This is a genomic window from Actinokineospora enzanensis DSM 44649 (assembly GCF_000374445.1).
In the GTDB taxonomy this organism is placed as follows: domain Bacteria; phylum Actinomycetota; class Actinomycetes; order Mycobacteriales; family Pseudonocardiaceae; genus Actinokineospora; species Actinokineospora enzanensis.
Map to the genome: position 1 here is coordinate 510,882 of NZ_KB894404.1, position 16,910 is coordinate 527,791.

The window sequence follows — 16,910 nt, forward strand, 5'->3', positions numbered from 1 at the left end:
CCACGGCACCGGGAACGGTGCAGGACGGGGCATCTCGCCTGCTCGCACAACGCGGCCTGCCCGGCGATCTCCGCCGAGCTGGGCACGTACCGAGCCACTACGAAACTCGCGTCAACGAGCGAGATCCCCAACGAGGACCGACAACCTCACCGCCGCGACGAAGTCCACAGGAACGACCGATACCGATACGACTGATCCACCTTCACCATCGCGTACCCGAGAACCGAGCCACGTTCGGACATCGCCACCGGCATCCCCTTGGCGCCGGGCACCTGCTCCAACGCCGTGACATTCCCCGCCACATCCCAGACCACCGGCACCTCGTCGTCCGTGGCGTCCGCCGAGCTCGAAATCCCCGCGACCGCCCCCGCGTCATTGATCGCGAACGCCCCGCCCGAGGCATGGCCGGGCAACCACGGGAGCTGCACCGCGTCCCCGCTCGCAGGCCACTTGGCCCCGGCGGACCAATACGACCGCCGAGTGATCCCCACGATCGTCCCGCACCCATTGACCGCCGTCGGGTACAACCATTCCGCGGTACCGATGAACGGGATCGGGGAGACCGTGCCCTTGTCCAGGTCCCACCGCACCGAGTAGGTGAGTCCCGAGACCGGGATGATGGAGCCGAAAGCGGTGTAGCCGTTGGCACCCTGGAGAAAGGCCCGCTGTGTCCCCGGGGGAACCGGCAGCGCGGTCGCCTTCCCGCTGCGATCCCACTGTACGGGAATGTAGTCGGACCCGGCGTCCCCGCCGAAGGAGTCGCCCACGATCGGCCCGTTGTCTCCCAGCAGTCCCCACGCGTGCGTTCTGGCATGTCCGGGCAACGGCTCCAGCAGCGTGGCACGACCGTGGTCCCAGCGCACGGCCCGGAACTGCTGCCCCTTCGGCTCGTAGACCTGGCCCAGCACGACCCCGCGCCGGTTGATGTGGTCTGCCTCGGCATTCTCGTGATCCGGCACGGTCAACGCGGTCAGCGAACCATCCCGGTCCCAGCTGAGCGCGCGGGTGGAATAGTCGTTGCCGTAGGCGTATCCGATGATCGTGCCCGCGTCGTTGATCCCGTTCGCCCGCCCTGTTCCGAAACCGTCAGGCAGTGGCAATTCCGTGAGCCGCCCGTTCCGGTCCCAGCGCACGGGTACGTTGCCGCTCGCACGGTCGACGGAACCGACCGAGACATCCGACTCGTTGATGTCGACCGCCCGGCTCTCCAGCCCCGGCGTCTCCAACGTGACCAGCCGTCGGACACCGGGCGCGGCCGACGCGATCGGGGCCACCGATCCCACCATCGCCGCGACGAGCAAGCCGATAGCCCCAATGGACCACGAACCCCAACCCGTTCTTCGCATGACCTACCTCCCCTGCACGAAACACCCTCCGCCCTCAGTGTCTCGTGCGCCCACGCGCGCAAACAGGTCCGTACGGGCACAGATCACCCATTCATCCACAAAGGACGTCAGATCAGCCCGTGCCGGAGCGCGTGCGCCACCGCGTGGGTGCGGTTGCGCAACCCCAACCGGGACAGCAACGACTGGAGAATATTCTTGACCGTGCGCTCCGAGTAGGCCATCCGCGTGGCGATCTCGACGGTGCTCAGCCCGTCGGCGAGCATGCGCAGCAGGTCGGCCTCGCGCGGGCCCAGGCCGCTGAGCGCGAGGTCGCGCGGGGCCAGGATCTCCTCGTGCAGCCGGACCAGGCCACGCAGCAGGCCGCCCAGCTCCTCGCCGGGCAGGTCGCCGCGGCCCTGGTGGGCGTCGGTGATCGCCTGGCGGAGCCGGGCCGGGGTCGCCGCCGGTCTGGGCAGCAGCACGGCCAGGCCGTGTTCGATCGCCCGCCACAGCTCGGCCTGCCGCGGCCGGTCGGTGATCAGCACCAGCGGCCGGTCGGCGGCGGGCAGCTCCGGCAGGCCGTCCTCGGCCACCACGACCAGGACGTCCGCGTCCTCGACGTCCTCGGCCAGCTCGATCTCCGGGCTCTCCCGCAGCTGGGTGAGCAGTCCGGCGTGGTCCAGCGGGTCGGTCGCGCGCACGGCCACCCGTACGGCGGCGTGCGGGTCGCGCGAGGCGAGAAAACCACCGGACGGCAACGAAATCATCGACAGCATGACCTCCAGATAACCGGCTTTCGGCCCGCCGGAACAAGGACGGAGGGGCGGCAGGTTTCCCGACCGGCGATCCTGCCGGTTGAATAGGCCCGGTGGGCGACACATCTGACATCCCCGACGACAAACCATCGGCCTTCGGCAAGTTGCTGCTTGCACACCGTCGCGCCGGTGGGCTCACCCAGGAGGAGCTCGCGGGTGCCTCCGGGGTGAGCGTGCGTGCGCTGCGCGACCTGGAACGGGGACGCGCGCAGGCGGCGCAGCGCCGGTCGGCCGAGCTGCTGGCCGACGCGTTACGCCTGGCGGGCAGCGAGCGGGAGCTGTTCCTGACCCTGGCCAGGGAGGGCCGACGCCGTGGTCCCATCCCCGTCGGCACCTGCGCGCTCCCGCCCCGGATCGCCGACCTGCGCGGACGTGACGCGGAACTGGCGGAGATCGAGTCGGCGGCGCACGGCGGGACCGCCGTGGTGATCGTGGGACAGCCGGGTGTGGGCAAGACCACGCTGGCCGTGGCGGCCGCGCACCGGCTGCGGCCACTGTTCCCGGACGGCTGCCTCGCCGTCGACCTGCGCGGTGTCGACGAGGAGCCGGTCAGCCCCCGTACGGCCCTCGACCGCCTGCTGCGCGCCCTGGGCATCGCGGCGCAGCACGTCCCTACCCGGCAATCCGAGCAGTCCGCGCTGCTGAGGTCGCTGGTGGAGGACCGGCAGGTGCTGTTCCTGCTCGACAACGTGGCCGACGAGGCACAGGTCCGCCCGCTGCTGGTCACCGGCACCGGCTGCCTCACCCTGGTCACCTGCCGCCGGGCCCTCGGCGGCCTTGAGCACGCCCGCCGGGTCTGGCTGGACCCGTTGACCACCCCGGACGCGGTCGACCTGCTCGCGGCGATCGTCGGACCCGACCGTGTCCAGGCCGAGCCCGAGGACGCCGCGGAACTGGCGGCGCTGTGCGGGAACCTGCCGCTGGCCGTGCGGATCGTGGGCAACCGGTTGGCGACCCGGCCGCGCTGGCGGCTGGCGTACCTGGTCGAGCGGCTACGCGACGAGAGCACGCGGCTCAGCGCCCTCGCCGTCGGCGACCTGCAGGTGCGTTCGGCGTTCGACCTGTCCTACCAACGGCTCTCGCCGTCCGCCCGCTCGGTGTTCCGCAGGCTGGCCGCGATCCCGGGCGCGGACTTCGGCGTGGAGCTGGCCGAGGTCGCGGTGGGGGAGCGCGGGATCGACCGGCACCTCGACGAGCTGGTGGAGGCGAGCCTGCTCCAGGACTCGCCCACCCCCGGTCGGTTCCAGTTCCACGATCTGATCCGACTGTTCGCCGGTCGCCAGCTGGAGACCGAGGAGTCGCCGGAGGTGTGCGCGCGGGTGCGGGACGCCGTGCTGACGTACCTGCTCGACGCGTCGGCGACGGCGGCCCGGATCTTCTTCCCGGACGTCCTGGAGACCGGCGCGTTCTCCTCGCGGCAGGACGCCTCGCGCTGGCTGGAGCTGGAAGGGTCGAACTGGCTTGCCGCACAACGGGTCGCGGCCCGCCTGGGCAGGCACCGGCCGGTCATGGAGCTGGCCAGGGCCATGCACTGGTACTCCGACGGCCGCAGCAAGGAACACCCGTGGGAGGAGGTGTTCTCGCTGGGCGTGACGGCCGCGCGCGCGTTGGGCAGCAAGCCCGACGAGGCGACGCTGCTCAACTTCGTCGGCTGGGCCGAGCGGTGCTGCGTCGGCGACGACGAGGCCGCGGTGCGCACGCTGCGGGCGGGGCTGGCCGTCGCCGAGGAGATCGGCGACGAGGCCGAACAGGGGTGGGCGCACACGTACCTGGCCCGGAGCCTGCGCGCCCTCGGCCGCCTGGACGAGGCGCTCGACCACGCCCGCCGGGCCGCGGCGCTCTCCGGCGTGTTCACCTTCTGGATCGGCCGGTGCACCATCCAGAACACGCTCGGGCACATCCTGCGCGACCTCGGCCGCTACGACGAGGCGCTGGCCGTGCACCGGGGTGTGCTGGCAGGCGCGGACATGTACCGGGACGAGGCCAACCCGGAGATCTGGCGGTTCCTGAAGGCGCTCGCCACCGCCGACATCGGCCGGGTCCTGCTGGCGCGCCGGGAATGGCGGGCGGCTGCCGAGGCGTTCCACGCCGCCTGGCAGTTCGCGTGGGAGGCCGGTTACGTGGTCGAGGCCGCGGAGAACGCGTTGCAGGAAGGGATCGCCTGGCGGGAGGCGGGCGAGTACGCGACCGCGCGGGATCGTCTCCACGTGGCGATGCAGGGGTCGGACCTCGCGATCACCCGTCGGTTACGGGTTCGCGTGCAGGCGGAGCTGGAACTCCTTCCCAGGGCTTGAGGTTCGTACCGGGCGTGGGGTGATTCCAGGCAGTGATGCCGGTCTTTTGGGGCATCAGCTGTCGTGGAAGGTGTTCCGCCGCGCTGCAAAGGGTGAGACTCGGTACCAGCGGGGCAGGGGAATCCCGCAGCACTGGGGACATGTCGCCACGGTGCCGAACCCACCATCGAACGGAGCAGGCTCATGCGCAAGCTCTTCGCCGCGGGCACGATCGCGGCCCTGGCCACCGCCGGGATCGTCGCGAGCGCGGGTACCGCGAGTGCCATCAACCGCGTCAGCTGCAACGAATCCGGCTACACCTGGATCGTCTCGTCCGACACCACCTGCTGGGCGAACGCGGGCACCGTCGGCGTCGCGCTCTACGGCGTCTACGCGGTGAACAGCGGCAACAACGCCGGCTGGCTGGCCTCGCCGTCGGGCTACGTGTTCTTCCCGAACAAGTTCTCCACCTACCAGTTCAGCAACCGCCGCATCGACACCGTCCACATCGACTAGTGCCCGGCCGTCGAGTGCGGGCGTTGGCCGGAGCGTTGGCGTTGGCGGCCCTGGCCGCCGGATGTGGTAGCAGCTCCGAACCGGAGGTGGGGGCGGTCGGCGTGGTCACCGAGGACACGCAGATCACCCGGCCCATCGACGCCTACCTGCCCAGTGCGGACGATCTCGTGCGGTTGTGGGAGGTGCGGGGTGCCGCCGCGGCGGCCTGCTACGCCGAACACGGGACCGCGAACCGCGAGAACGTCCCGGCGGGGCTCCGGGACCGGCTGCGGGTCCTACGCGCGGAAGACCGGACCCGTACCCGGCTCTACGGGTTCTTCAGCCCCGGCACCGCCCGGCAGGACGGTTACGGTGCGGCGTCCGGGAGCGGTGGCGCGATGGAGGTGTCCGCGCCGTACGCGGCCCCGGATGTGGTGCAGACCTGCGAGAAGGCGGGCAGCACCGCGATCGGCAACCTGAATCTGGTCACCGACGAACGCATCCTCCCGGACGGCGGCCCGACGGCGGCGGTCGCCGACCGGCGGGTCGTGGACGCCGGGGAGAAGTGGTCGGCGTGCATGGCGCAGGCCGGTCATCCGTACCGGAGGCCGATCGACCCGCTGCTGGACCCGAAGTGGCAGCGCCCGATCTCGACGGCGGACGGCACCCGGCCGCCGCCCACCCCCGCCGAGATCGACACCGCCACGGCCGACGTGCGGTGCAAGGTCGAGACGAACCTGGTGGGCGTCGCGGTCGCGGTCCAGGCGGCGTACGACAAGCAGTACATCGAGTCGCGTGTGGACCAGCTCGATGCCTTCAAACGGAGGCTGCAGGACTACACGCGGAACCACTGAAATGCAGGCGGGCCGTCCCCTGACTTCTCGGGGGCGGCCCGCCATCCGGTCATGTGCCGTAGTGGCGGATGCCGGTCATGAGGGTGCGCGCCCAGGGGGCGTCCACACCGTCGATGCCCATGGCGGTCAGGCTGTTGCACAGGAAGCCGCGCGCGAAGAACTGCTGGATGTCCTCATCGGACGCACCGGAGACCGCCCGCACGTACTCGACCTCGCGGGCGTAGCACTCGCGGATCGCGTCGCGGATGGGCGGTTCGCTGGCCGCGCAGGTGGCCTGCATGAGGACCAGCAACAGATCCCGGTCGACGATCAGCCGCGCGTAGGCGTCGCCCAGTGCGTCGAGCACGGCCGCGGGGTCGCTGCCCTTCGCGGTGGCCGCGGCGTCGGCGAAGGCCTCGCGCATGCGCACCGAGCAGTGCTCGATGACGGCGACGAAGAGGGACTCCTTGTCGGGGAACAGGCGGTAGACGTAGGCCTGGGAGATCCCGGCGGCCTTGGCCACCTCGGACGTCGTGGTCCCGTAGTAACCGCGGGCGGCGAACGTGCCGATGGCGGTCCGCAGCACGACCTCGCGGCGCTCACCCGCCGTGGAGAGCTGCCTGCCGGTGGGTCTCGTCATGTGACTCATTAATCACTCACATGGCGGTGTTGTCAAGTTGGCGGTACCACGCGATGGTCGTGTCCAGGGCGTCCCCGATCGGCGTCGGCCGGAGGTCGAACGTGTCGGCGACGGCCTGGCAGTCCACGATCTGGGGCTCCAGGTACTGGTAGAACAGCTCGGCGTACTCGCGCATGAAAGTGGCGTCGAACGGCCCCCACGCCTGGTCGGTCGCGGCGGGCAGGACGTCGGCGACGAGTTCGCGGCCCAGGCGTTCCCCGATCAGCCGGTGCACCTGTCGGGTGGACAGGTGCGAGGTGGTGGGGACGTGCCAGACCCGGCCCTGCGCCTCCTTGCGTTCACCCAGGGTGGCCAGCGTCTTGGCGACGTCGCCGATGTAGCTGTACGCGTGCGGCTGGTCGATGTCACCGAGCGCGCGCACCGGCGCGCCGTGGAGGGCGGGCGGGAACACCGCGCCACCGAGCGCCGAGTTGATCACCCGCGGCCCGTAGAAGTCGGCCGACCGGGCGATGGCCACCTCCGCCTCGCCGTCGGCATGGGCCCGCAGGTAGCGGTCCGCGATCTTCGCCCGCAGCCTGCCCTTGTGCGAGGTGGCCAGGTGCGGGGTCTGCTCGGTCATGGGCGCGCCGCCGGTGAGGCCGTACATGTAGAGCGTGTCGGTGACCACGAGACGGGCGCCGCTGCTCGCCGCGCCTGCCAGGAACCCGGCTTGGAAGCGGGGGAGGAGGTCGTCCCAGAGCTGGTAGGGGGCGTGGACGCAGTGGTAGATCGCCGTCGCGCCCGCGCTGAGCTCCCGCATGGCCTGGATGTCGGTGACATCGCCCGCCACGACCTCGACGCCGTTCGGCACGGGCGCGGAGCCGTCCGGGTTGACCGCGCGGACGGCGTGCCCGCGGGCCAGGAGTTCGTCGACCAGGGTGAGCCCGGCGGGGCCGGTGCCGTATACGACGTGCAGCTCTCCGGTTGCGCTGTTCATGACATTCCCTTCGCTGAGTGGTAGGTCACTCACTTTCTGGATGTGCTCGGTTCTGGTCGAGCTGGCCATAGGAGTAATCAACCACTCACAGTCGCCGGTGTCAACCCGATTGCTTGGCGGCGACAACCGTGAGTCGGTCGCTAAGATGATGGCAACATCCGAGTGTCAATGACATCTGGAGGGGTGGGATGGCGACGAGGCAGCTGTATGTGGTGCGGCATGGGGCGGCGGATGCGTTCGGGGAGTTGACCGAGGTGGGGCGGCGGCAGTCGGGGTTGCTCGGGGAGCGGCTTGTCGGGTTGCCGATCGACGCGGTGTGGCATTCGCCGTTGTCGCGGGCGGTGGCGTGTGCCGGGGTTCTCGGCGAGTACCTGCCGGGGGTGCCGGTGCGTGAGGCGGCGGAGCTGATCGACCATGTTCCGTATGTGCCGGAGGTGCCGCCTGCGGCGTGGGTCGGGTTCTTCGATGGGTTCGACGCTGCCGAGGCGGCGGAGGGGGCCAGGCGCGCGGCCGCGTTGGTGGAGCGGTTCGCGCGTCCGGCGGAGACCGAGACGCACGAGGTGCTGGTCACGCATGCCTACCAGGTGTCCTGGCTGGTGCGGCACGCGCTCGGCGCGCCGTCGGTGCGGTGGCTCGGGCTGAGTTGTGGGAATGCGGCGTTGACGGCGATCGGGTTTCACGACGTGTTGGAGCCGACGGTCCTGCTCTACAACGACATGGGGCACCTTCCAGCGGATCTGCGGTGGACGGGGTTCGGCCCCGGTGTCCGGCCGTGATCACCTGAGGCGCAGGGCGGCCTGGGCGGCGATGAGGCGTCGGGATTCCTCGCGATCGGAGTGATCACCTGTCACGTCGTCGGCCCAGGCGAGCAGTCGGTGCAGGTGGGCATCGGTCGAGTTCGTGGTCGCCCGGGCCGCGCCCCGGGCGACCTCGCCGCTGGTTCCGTCGATGGTGACAACGGATCCTGCCTCGATCACCTGCGCGCCGAACCGCACCGAACCGGAATCGACAACAAGCTCGGCGACGCCCACGACGGCAGGCTTGCCCATCGACCGGGCGACGACGGCGGCATGGCTGGCCGGGCCGCCGCGTGCGGTGATGATGCCGGTGGCGGCGGCCAGGCCGCGCATGTCGTGCGGGGAGGTCTCCGGGCGTACGAGGATGACCGGGCCGTCTGCGGACAGACGCACGGCGGCCTCGGTCGTGGTCGCGATCCTGCCGACGGTCACGCCTGGACCAGCGCCGATACCCCGGGCGATGACATCGGCGCTGGTCATGTGAGGTGTCCGGACCTGGCTGAGGTGTTGCGGCGAGACGCGGAGCAACGCCTCCTCCCGGGTGATCACCTCGGCGTCGGCGAGTTCCACCGCGACGCGAACGGCCGCGCCGCCGACGAACCGGCCAGGTCGGACCTGCAACAGCCACAACTCGCCCGACTGGAACGTGAACTCGACATAGCACGCATCCCGGTAGTGCGATTCCACTGTGGCCAGCGCGGAGACAAGGCCGGTCCACACGGTCGGTTCCCTGGAAGCCAGTTCACACAAGGGATGCGTCGCGGTTCGACCGGACACGACATCCTCGCCTTGGTGTCCGAAAAGGACATCGCCGTACGGCACGTTCTCGCCGGTGTCGGGGTCGCGGCTGAACGCCACCCCGGTCCCGCTGTGTTCGTCCCGGTTGCCGAACACCATGGCCTGGACGATCACCGCCGTGCCGAGATCATGCGGGATGTCGTTCAGTTCACGATAGGTCCGCGCCCGGGACGAGTTCCACGACTCGAACACCGTCTCGACCGCCGACGTCAACTGCGCGTTCGCGTCATCAGGAAGCTCGGCAGCGGACGACAGCAGGTCCGCCGCGAACCGCGAGTCCTCGGCCGCGAACCCGGCGGCCGCCTCGCTGGTGAGTCCCAGGTTGAGGATCGTGTCCATCATCCCGGGCATCGACACACTCGCCCCGGACCGCACCGAGACCAACAGCGGATCCCGCGCCCCGCCGAACCGGCGACCGGTCCCGGCCGCCAACCAGGCCATGGCGCCGACCAGCTCATCGGCGAGCCCCTCGGGAAACCGCCCCGCGCGCAGGAACTCCCGACAGGCGTCGGTCGTGATGACGAACCCCGACGGCACCGGCAAACCCAGGCGCCGCAACACAAGGAGGCCCTGCGCCTTGGCCCCCAGGATCTCGACCGGTTCATCGGTGTCACCCGAGAGCGGGCGGATCCACCTCACCGGGGAGTCCCGAGGGTGGCCAGCAGATCCTCGTGGAGTTCGGCCCAGACAGCGTGATAGGAGCCGATGCGGTCGGCCAGGTAGTCCGACTCGCCCGCCGCCGCGCGGGCGAGGGCACCGGTCAGCCGGGTCTCGTAGCGGCCGAATCGGTGCAATGCCGTGGACAGCTCGGTGTGCACCGGCGCGACCCGTCGGTCCAAGTCGGCGAAGCGATCGAGAACACGCGCGTCATATGCGGCATCATGGTGGTCGTTGACGGTCATGACGCCGTCGACGGCCCGGAGTTGCCACGCGGTGCACAGGTCGAGCAGTTCTGGATTGAGCACCAGGAACCGCTCGAACGCGGCGGCCACCGCAGGGCGAGCACCCGCCGACTCCAGCTCGTCATTGATCCGATCGGCGTCCGCCACCTTGCCCGCAGCCGTCAGGCCCCACGCACCGAACGCGCCCGAGTCATACGTGACCAGCCCGTCGATCCCGAGGTCGATCAGCTCCGACTCCACGTCGGCCTCGGCCAGCCCGGTCGCCTCGGCCACCCGGGCCACGCTCGACCACCCGCCGCAGCGCAGGGCGTGCAACACCAACAGATCGTCCTTGGACATCACGCCTCGGCCCGCCGCGAACCGGCCACCGCGTGCGCGGCACCCCGACCACGCCCCCGCGCCACGACCATCCCGTCCTGGATCCGCACGGCGGCCTCGGTCTCGTCATCGCACTCGGAAAGACCGAGGGCTGCGGCGACCAGGGCGCCGCCGCTGGTGACCAGGCGGATGTGCTGCCACACCGACAGCGGGAACACGGCACGCAGACAGGCGATGAGGTCGCCCAGGCGAAGATCCACCAGCGCGCCGGTCTCGGCGGCGTCGGCCGTGACCAGGACGATCGTCACCCGGTCACTGGGCCAGGCGGCGCGGACCGCTTCCTCTGCGGCACCCAGGCGGAGCGCGCCCAGCACGGTGATCGACCCGTCGGCGCCGAGGTCGGCCGGTGCTCCACTGATCCGGTCCACCAGGCCGGTAGGTGGGTCCCAGGCGTCCCGGCACGGGTGCGCGGGCCGTACGAAGGCCAGATAGGGCGGGGCCCAGGTGTCCGCGAGATCGAGGTCGGCCAGATGCGCGCAGGCGCGGGCCCGGTCGAACGGATCACCGGTGCCCGGGGCGAGCTCGGCCTGGAAGCCCGACCCGGCCAGCAAGGTCAACACGAGCTCGGCCAGCCGGACCCGCCGGGGAGCGGCAGGCTCGCCGGACTCCAGGCCAATGGCCAGCAGCAGCGCCTCGACCTGGGCCAGCTTCGCCAGCACGGCCCGGCCATGCTCGTCGTCGACCACGCCGACCAAGGAGCGCAACTGGAGCCGCCCACCCGCAGCGGGCTCCTCGACCAGCGGCAACCGCTCCAGCCACCGGCGAGCGAAGGCACTCAGGGCCGACGCCACCGAGTCGGGCGCGGACAGGCGCCGTGCGGGCTCGGGGCGCTCGACCAAATCGACGAGAACCGCCAGGTAGAGGGCTCGTTTGCCGGGGAAGTTCGAGTACACCCCGCCCCGGGTCAGGTCGGCCCGCTCGGCGATCCGGTCGACCTTCGCCGCCGCGTAGCCGTGCTCGACGAACTCGGCACGGGCCGCGTCCAGCACCGACGCGCGCGTGCGGGCCTGCTGCTCGGCGCGAGTCAGCCGGGCCATCATCGGGCGGTTTTGAATGTTGTCACAATCCAGATGATACGCACATCTGAGCTTCACCGGTCGAGCGTCACGCCATACGCCCCCAACCAGGTGTCGAGCCGGGCGGGCGTCTCGTTGCGGAGACCGCGTTCGAGCATCGAGGACGCGGTGACCACGGGTTCGTCCAGGTGGGCGTGCACGGCGTCCAGGTCGAGCAGGGGCAGCGCGGGGGAGTCCGGCTCGGCGATGATCTTGCCGAGCTCCTGCTTGATGGCCCGGTCGTAGCCCGCGTCCTGGGTCGACGGGTACGGCGCCTTCTTGCGCTCCACGATCGACCGGGGCAGCAGGTCGGCGGTGGCCGCGCGCAGCAGGCTCTTCTCCCGGCCGTCGAAGGTCTTGAGCGACCACGGCGTGTTGAAGGCGTACTCGACCAGGCGGTGGTCGCAGAACGGGACGCGGACCTCGACCCCGGCGGCCATGCTCAGCCGGTCCTTGCGGTCGAGCATCATCGGCATGAACCGGGTCAGGTTCAGGTAGCCTGCCTGGCGCATCCGCCGCTCCCGGTCGGTCTCGCCGGGCAGCTCGGGGCATTCCCGGAGCGCTGTCCGGTACTGGTCGTCGATGTACTCCGACAGGTCGAGCCGGGCTTTCAGGTCGGGGTGCAGGAACGCCGTGGACAGCTCGGACACCGGCCGCGAGCCGAGCGCGTGCCAGGGGAAGGTGTCGGCGTTCGTGGCGCGCGGGTCGTGGAACCACAGGTAGCCGCCGAAGACCTCGTCCGCGCACTCACCGGACAGGGCCACCGTCGACTGCTCCCGCAACGCCCGGAACAGCAGGTACAGCGACGGGCCGAGATCACCTTCGCCATAGGGCAGGTCCCAGGCCCGCATGACCGCCGTCCGGGTCGCCGGGTCGGCCAGGTCCGCGTTGTCCAGCAGGATCACCTCGTGGTCGGTGCCCACGTGCCGCACCAGCTCCGCCGCGAACGGCGCGTCCGGGGCCGGTCGCATCGGCTCCGGCGCGAAGTTCTCCACCTGCCCCACGAAGTCCACCGAGAAGCTGCGGATCCGGCCGGTCGACAGCGTGCGCTGGGCGAGCGCGGTCAACGCGCTGGAGTCCAGGCCGCCGGAGAGCAGGCTGCACAACGGCACATCGGAGATCATCTGCCGGGTGACGATGTCGGTGAGCAGCTCCCGGACCTTGCCGACCGTGGTCGGGATGTCGTCGGTGTGCGGTGACGCCGTCAGCTCCCAGTACTTCTCTTCGAACCGACGACCGTCGCGGACGCGCAGGATGTGTCCGGGGCGCAGCTCGTACAGGTTCTTCATCGGTGTCTGTCCGGGAACGCGCACAAAGGACAACACGTCCCGCAGACCGTCCAATGTGAACACAGCGGAACTGTCCGGATGTGCGAGGATCGCCTTCGGCTCGGACCCGAACAGCACGCCGGACGCGGTCGGGTAGTAGAACAGCGGCTTGATCCCCAGCCGGTCGCGGTAGAGCAGCAGCTCCTCGGCGCGACTGTCCCAGATGGCGAACGCGAACATCCCGTTCAACCGGCTCACGAACCCCGGACCCCACTCCAGGTACGCGCGCAGCACGACCTCCGTGTCACTCCGCGTCCGGAACCGATGACCATGGCCGATGAGTTCCGCGCGCAGCTCGGTGAAGTTGTAGACCTCGCCGCTGTAGCTGATCGCGGCCACCGGGGTGCCGTCCGGCAGCGTCTCCGGGGTGAGCATGGGCTGCCCGCCGCCGTCCAGGTCGATGACCGACAGCCGCCGGTGCCCCAGCGCCACCCGACGGCTCGACCACCGGCCCTCGTCGTCGGGGCCGCGCAGGGCCATCGTGTCCACCATGGACCGGAGAACCCGGGTCTCGGCGGTGAGGTCGCGGTCGAAGTCCACCCAGCCGACGATTCCGCACATCGCGTGCCCTTCCTGGTCTAGCGGGACGTGAGGTTCGTCCACACGGTCTTCGGTTCGAGGTAGGCGTCGAGACCGGCGCGGCCCATCTCCCGGCCGATCCCGGACGCCCTGATCCCGCCGAACGGCGCGGCGGGATCACCCGGCGCCCAGGTGTTGAGGTAGATCGAGCCTGCGGACAGCCGGGCGGCGAGGGTGTGGGCATCGCCGAGGTTCCGCGTCCAGACCCCGGCCGCGAGACCGTATTCGGAGCCGTTGGCCTGGCGCACGACCTCGTCGACGGTGTCGAACGGCGTCGCCACGAGCACCGGCCCGAAGATCTCCTCGCGGTGGATCCGCATGTCCGGCGCGACATCGGTGAACAGCGTGGGCTGCACGAAGAACCCGCCGTCCGGTTCCCCGGGCACCTCGCCCGCCCGCAGCCGCGCCCCCTCGGCGATGCCGTCCCGGATGTAGCCGCGCACGCGCTGGTACTGCCCGGCCGACACCAGCGGCCCGAGTTCGGTGGACGGGTCCAGCGCCTGCCCGACACGCGCCTCCTTGATCCGCACCAGCAGACCCTCGATGACCTGGTCGAACACGCTCCGGTGCGCGTACAGCCGGGAGGCGGCGTTGCACGCCTGGCCGCTGTTGAAGTAGACGCCCTGGTAGGAACCGGCGATCGCGGCGTCCAAGTCGGCGTCCGGCAGGATGATGTTCGGGCTCTTCCCGCCCAGTTCCAGCGTGACCCGCGTGAGTCGGGCGCCCGCCTTCGCGCCGATCTCCCGCCCCACCGCCGTCGACCCGGTGAAGGCGATCTTGTCCACGCCCGGGTGGTCGGCCAGCGCGGCCCCGGTCCCGCCGTCGCCGGTCAGCATGTTGACCGTGCCCGCCGGGAACCCGGCCTCGGCGATCAGCCCGGCCAGCCGCAGGGTCGTCAGCGGGGTCTGCTCGGCGGGCTTGACCACCACCGTGCAGCCTGCGGCCAGCGCGGGCCCGAGCTTCCAGGCGGCCATGAGCAGCGGGAAGTTCCACGGGATGATCTGCGCGCACACCCCGACCGGCTCCTTGCGCGTGTAGCACAGGGTGTCCGGGACGGCGACGGGGATCGTCTCGCCCTCGATCTTCGTCGGCCAACCACCGAAGTACCGGAACTGGGCTGCGGCGGCCGGGACGTCCATCGCCCTTGTGTTGCGGATCGGCTTGCCGCCGTCGAGTGACTCCAGCTCGGCGAGTTCGTCCGCGTTGGCCTCGACGAGGTCGGCGAGGCGGGTGATCAGCCGTCCGCGCTCGGCGGCGGGCATCCGGCTCCACGGTCCGTCCAGTGCGGCGCGAGCGGCGGAGACGGCTGCCGCGACGTCGTGCGGTCCCGCGTGGGCGACGTCGGCGATCGGGTCACCGGTGGACGGGTCGATCGTGGTGAACGTCCTGCCGGTCGCGGCCGGGACGAACCGACCGTCGATGAACAGGTCCGATGTGGTCACGGCGCACCCCGGAAGCGGTCGATGACGGTCAGCCCGGTCGTGGTGAAGTCGCTCATCGCAGCCAGGACATCGCCTGCCTGGTCCAGTGACACGGTCCGGGTCACCAGGCGCTCCGGGGCGAGCCGACCGGACGCGACCAGGGACAACAGCCGGGGATAGCTCGTGTGCGGGTTGCCGTGCGAGCCGACCACGGTCAGCTCGGCGATGGTGATCAGGTCGATCGGCAGCGCGATCTCGCCCGCGTCCTCGGCACTCGTCAGTCCCACCTGGACATGTCGACCGCGCTTGCGCAGCGACCGCACCGAGTTCACCACCGTCGCCCGAACACCCAACGCGTCGATCGACACATGCGCGCCACCGCCGGTGGCCTCCTGCACCGCGCCGGGCACATCCTGCGCCACACTCGCGTCCACAGTGCACACCGCGCCCTGTTGCTTCGCGAGCGACAGCTTTGCCGGATCGATATCCACCGCGACCACGGAAGCCCCGACAGCGTTGGCGATCTGCACCGCCGACAACCCGACACCGCCCGCCCCGTGCACGGCCACCCACTCACCCGGCTGCACCTGCCCTCGGCCGGTGACAGCGTGGAACGCCGTCATGAACCGGCACCCGATAGCACTGGCCGCCAGTGAGGTGACGTTGTCCGGCACTCGCACGCAGTTGAAGTCGGCGTTCGGAATACTTACGTACTCGGCATAGCCGCCATCGCGCCACATCCCGAGCACCTGCATGTTGTCGCACAGGTTCGCCTGCCCCAGGCGGCAGCGCTCACACGAGCCGCACGCCAGGTGGAACGGCGTGGTGACGCGGTCGCCGACCCGCACCTCCCGGACCTCCGGACCGACCGCCACCACCTCGCCCGCGATCTCGTGCCCGAGGGTGCGGGGCAGGTCGATGTGCCCGCCCAGCCAGGTCCAGTCGCCCATCCAACCGTGCCAGTCGCTGCGGCAGATGCCGGTGGCCAGCACGGCGAGCACCACGCCGTCCGGTTCCGGCGTGGGATCGGGGACCTCGCGTACCGCCAGGGGTTTGCCGTGTTCGACGATCTGTGCCGCGCGCACCTCGCCTCCTTCCCGGTCAGGAAACGCGGACCGGCAGGCTGTCCAGGCCGCGCGTGATGTTGTTCGGGGTCCTGGTTGGCTCGCCGGTGAGGTCGATCGCGCCCGCCTGCCTGGCCAGCGCGCCGAACAGGGCGTGTGCCTCCATGGTGGCGAGTGTCCGACCGGGACAGGTGTGCACGCCGAAGCCGAACCCGACGGTGTCCGCCGGGTTGCGCCGCACGTCGAACCGGTCGGGATCGGTGTAGTGGCGCTCGTCGCGGTTCGCGGAGCCGTAGGAGTGCACGACTCGCGCGCCCGCCGGGATGATCACACCGGCCACATCGATGTCCCTTGTGGTCACTCGGGAGAAGAACTGCAACGGCGACTCCATCCGGACGCCCTCCAGGAACGCGCTCGGCACCAGCTCCGGGTCCTCGCGCACGGCGCGCCACTGCTCCGGATGGCTCGCCAGCAGCCACAACGTGCTGGCGACCCCGGCGATGGTGGTGTCCAGCCCGGCACAGGCGTAGGCGCTCATCGTCATCAGCGCCTCGCCCTCGGTGATCTCGCCCGCGTCGGCCGCCGCGTACACGATCCGGCCGAAGCTGTCCGGCAGCAGTGCGTCCGGCTTCGCCTCGGCGACCAGGTACTGCATCAGCGCCTGCACGTCCGGGAACGTCGAGGACTGGCGCTCGCCCGCAGGACCCATGAAGTCGAACGCGCCCAGCGCCCATTTCAGGATGTTGTCCCGCTGCTCGTCACGCGGGAAGCCGATGAGGTCCATGACGATGTCCACCGGCAGCTTGCACGCGAAGTCCGCGACCCCGTCGAACTCGCCGCGCCGCAGCAGGTCGGCCACCAGCTCGTCGGCCAGCCGCTCGATGTCCCCGGCCACCCGCCGCACGTACCTCGGGCGCAGCGCGTCGTCGAACACCTTCCGCAGCGTGCGCTGCCGGGGCGGGTCCATGGACAGGATCGAGTCCGCCGACAGCTCGTTGGCGGTCGGGTTCATCGCGATGCCCTGCGCCGAGCTGAACGTCTCCCAGTCCACCAGCGCCGACCGCACGTGGTCGTAGCGGAACAGGCCGTAGAGGTCGTGCTCGGTCAGGTAGACCACCGGGCCCAGGTCCCGCAGCGTCCGATAGTGCGGGAACGGGTCCAGCAGGACCTCGGTCGCGAACAGGTCCAGGTCGGTCTCGTAGGCGGTGTGCGTGGTCGTCACGGGTGGTTC

15 protein-coding genes are annotated in these 16,910 nt (G+C 70.7%); 4 read left to right on the top strand and 11 right to left on the bottom strand.

Going from position 1 to position 16,910, the window contains the following annotated elements; translation table 11 throughout:
• Positions 1-146 precede the first annotated feature (146 nt).
• Both C503_RS0104550 and C503_RS0104555 read right to left on the bottom strand, forming a co-directional pair.
• Positions 147-1,274, bottom strand: coding sequence for a hypothetical protein (locus C503_RS0104550; RefSeq protein WP_156892952.1), 1,128 nt, complete (start codon positions 1,272-1,274; stop codon positions 147-149).
• 179 nt (positions 1,275-1,453) lie between these two features.
• A complete protein-coding gene (locus tag C503_RS0104555) occupies positions 1,454-2,101 on the bottom strand; it encodes a helix-turn-helix transcriptional regulator (protein ID WP_018681022.1) in 648 nt (215 codons plus the stop codon).
• Between the two features lie 92 nt (positions 2,102-2,193).
• Here C503_RS0104555 and C503_RS0104560 point away from each other — a divergent pair, with 92 nt between their 5' ends.
• The 3 genes from C503_RS0104560 to C503_RS0104570 all read left to right on the top strand — a co-directional run bounded on the left by C503_RS0104560 (position 2,194) and on the right by C503_RS0104570 (position 5,762).
• Positions 2,194-4,434: an ATP-binding protein gene (locus C503_RS0104560; protein ID WP_018681023.1), complete on the top strand. Its 2,241-nt coding sequence runs from the start codon at positions 2,194-2,196 to the stop codon at positions 4,432-4,434.
• Between the two features lie 183 nt (positions 4,435-4,617).
• Positions 4,618-4,929, top strand: a complete 312-nt coding sequence (locus tag C503_RS37865) for a beta/gamma crystallin domain-containing protein (RefSeq protein ID WP_018681024.1) — start codon at positions 4,618-4,620, stop codon at positions 4,927-4,929.
• Positions 4,930-4,952: 23 nt separating this feature from the next.
• A complete protein-coding gene (locus C503_RS0104570) occupies positions 4,953-5,762 on the top strand; it encodes a hypothetical protein (RefSeq protein ID WP_156892953.1) in 810 nt (269 codons plus the stop codon).
• 49 nt (positions 5,763-5,811) lie between these two features.
• Here C503_RS0104570 and C503_RS0104575 read toward each other — a convergent pair whose 3' ends face one another.
• Entirely contained in the window at positions 5,812-6,381 is a 570-nt protein-coding gene (locus C503_RS0104575) for a TetR/AcrR family transcriptional regulator (RefSeq protein WP_018681026.1), read from the bottom strand.
• Between the two features lie 16 nt (positions 6,382-6,397).
• Positions 6,398-7,357 carry an NAD-dependent epimerase/dehydratase family protein gene (locus C503_RS0104580; protein WP_018681027.1) on the bottom strand — a complete coding sequence of 320 codons (960 nt, stop codon included), beginning with the start codon at positions 7,355-7,357 and terminating at the stop codon, positions 6,398-6,400.
• A 188-nt stretch (positions 7,358-7,545) separates the two neighbouring features.
• On the opposite strand from C503_RS0104580, the gene C503_RS0104585 reads away from it, so the two are divergent.
• Complete coding sequence (locus C503_RS0104585) at positions 7,546-8,133, top strand: histidine phosphatase family protein (protein WP_018681028.1); 588 nt, start codon at positions 7,546-7,548, stop codon at positions 8,131-8,133.
• On the opposite strand, the gene C503_RS0104590 is transcribed toward C503_RS0104585, so the two are convergent.
• Genes C503_RS0104590 through C503_RS0104620 form a run of 7 tightly spaced genes read right to left on the bottom strand, consistent with a single transcriptional unit; the run spans position 8,134 to position 16,901 of the window.
• Positions 8,134-9,591: a pyruvate, phosphate dikinase gene (locus C503_RS0104590; RefSeq protein ID WP_018681029.1), complete on the bottom strand. Its 1,458-nt coding sequence runs from the start codon at positions 9,589-9,591 to the stop codon at positions 8,134-8,136.
• Positions 9,588-10,193, bottom strand: coding sequence for a hypothetical protein (locus C503_RS0104595; protein WP_018681030.1), 606 nt, complete (start codon positions 10,191-10,193; stop codon positions 9,588-9,590). The genes C503_RS0104590 and C503_RS0104595 overlap by 4 nt, the downstream gene beginning before the upstream one ends.
• Positions 10,193-11,269 (bottom strand): TetR/AcrR family transcriptional regulator, encoded by a 1,077-nt coding sequence (locus tag C503_RS0104600; protein WP_033400239.1) that lies wholly within the window; start codon positions 11,267-11,269, stop codon positions 10,193-10,195. The genes C503_RS0104595 and C503_RS0104600 overlap by 1 nt, the downstream gene beginning before the upstream one ends.
• 53 nt (positions 11,270-11,322) lie before the next feature.
• The gene (asnB, locus tag C503_RS0104605; RefSeq protein ID WP_018681032.1) at positions 11,323-13,176 is read right to left on the bottom strand and encodes an asparagine synthase (glutamine-hydrolyzing); all 1,854 of its coding nucleotides are present in this window, start codon (positions 13,174-13,176) and stop codon (positions 11,323-11,325) included.
• A gap of 17 nt (positions 13,177-13,193) precedes the next feature.
• Positions 13,194-14,636 carry an aldehyde dehydrogenase family protein gene (locus tag C503_RS0104610; RefSeq protein WP_018681033.1) on the bottom strand — a complete coding sequence of 481 codons (1,443 nt, stop codon included), beginning with the start codon at positions 14,634-14,636 and terminating at the stop codon, positions 13,194-13,196.
• Positions 14,633-15,700, bottom strand: a complete 1,068-nt coding sequence (locus C503_RS0104615) for a zinc-dependent alcohol dehydrogenase family protein (protein ID WP_018681034.1) — start codon at positions 15,698-15,700, stop codon at positions 14,633-14,635. Before C503_RS0104615 ends, C503_RS0104610 begins: the two co-directional genes overlap by 4 nt.
• Before the next feature lie 16 nt (positions 15,701-15,716).
• The gene (locus C503_RS0104620; RefSeq protein WP_018681035.1) at positions 15,717-16,901 is read right to left on the bottom strand and encodes a cytochrome P450; all 1,185 of its coding nucleotides are present in this window, start codon (positions 16,899-16,901) and stop codon (positions 15,717-15,719) included.
• Positions 16,902-16,910 lie beyond the last annotated feature (9 nt).

What these genes read in the sequence shown, in the direction of transcription:
- C503_RS0104555 (WP_018681022.1), bottom strand. Translation starts at nt 2,101, where the DNA reads ATGCTGTCGATGATTTCGTTGCCGTCCGGTGGTTTTCTCGCCTCGCGC.
- C503_RS37865 (WP_018681024.1), top strand. Translation starts at nt 4,618, where the DNA reads ATGCGCAAGCTCTTCGCCGCGGGCACGATCGCGGCCCTGGCCACCGCC.
- C503_RS0104575 (WP_018681026.1), bottom strand. Translation starts at nt 6,381, where the DNA reads ATGACGAGACCCACCGGCAGGCAGCTCTCCACGGCGGGTGAGCGCCGC.
- C503_RS0104580 (WP_018681027.1), bottom strand. Translation starts at nt 7,357, where the DNA reads ATGAACAGCGCAACCGGAGAGCTGCACGTCGTATACGGCACCGGCCCC.
- C503_RS0104585 (WP_018681028.1), top strand. Translation starts at nt 7,546, where the DNA reads ATGGCGACGAGGCAGCTGTATGTGGTGCGGCATGGGGCGGCGGATGCG.
- C503_RS0104595 (WP_018681030.1), bottom strand. Translation starts at nt 10,193, where the DNA reads ATGTCCAAGGACGATCTGTTGGTGTTGCACGCCCTGCGCTGCGGCGGG.
- C503_RS0104600 (WP_033400239.1), bottom strand. Translation starts at nt 11,269, where the DNA reads ATGGCCCGGCTGACTCGCGCCGAGCAGCAGGCCCGCACGCGCGCGTCG.
- asnB (WP_018681032.1), bottom strand. Translation starts at nt 13,176, where the DNA reads ATGTGCGGAATCGTCGGCTGGGTGGACTTCGACCGCGACCTCACCGCC.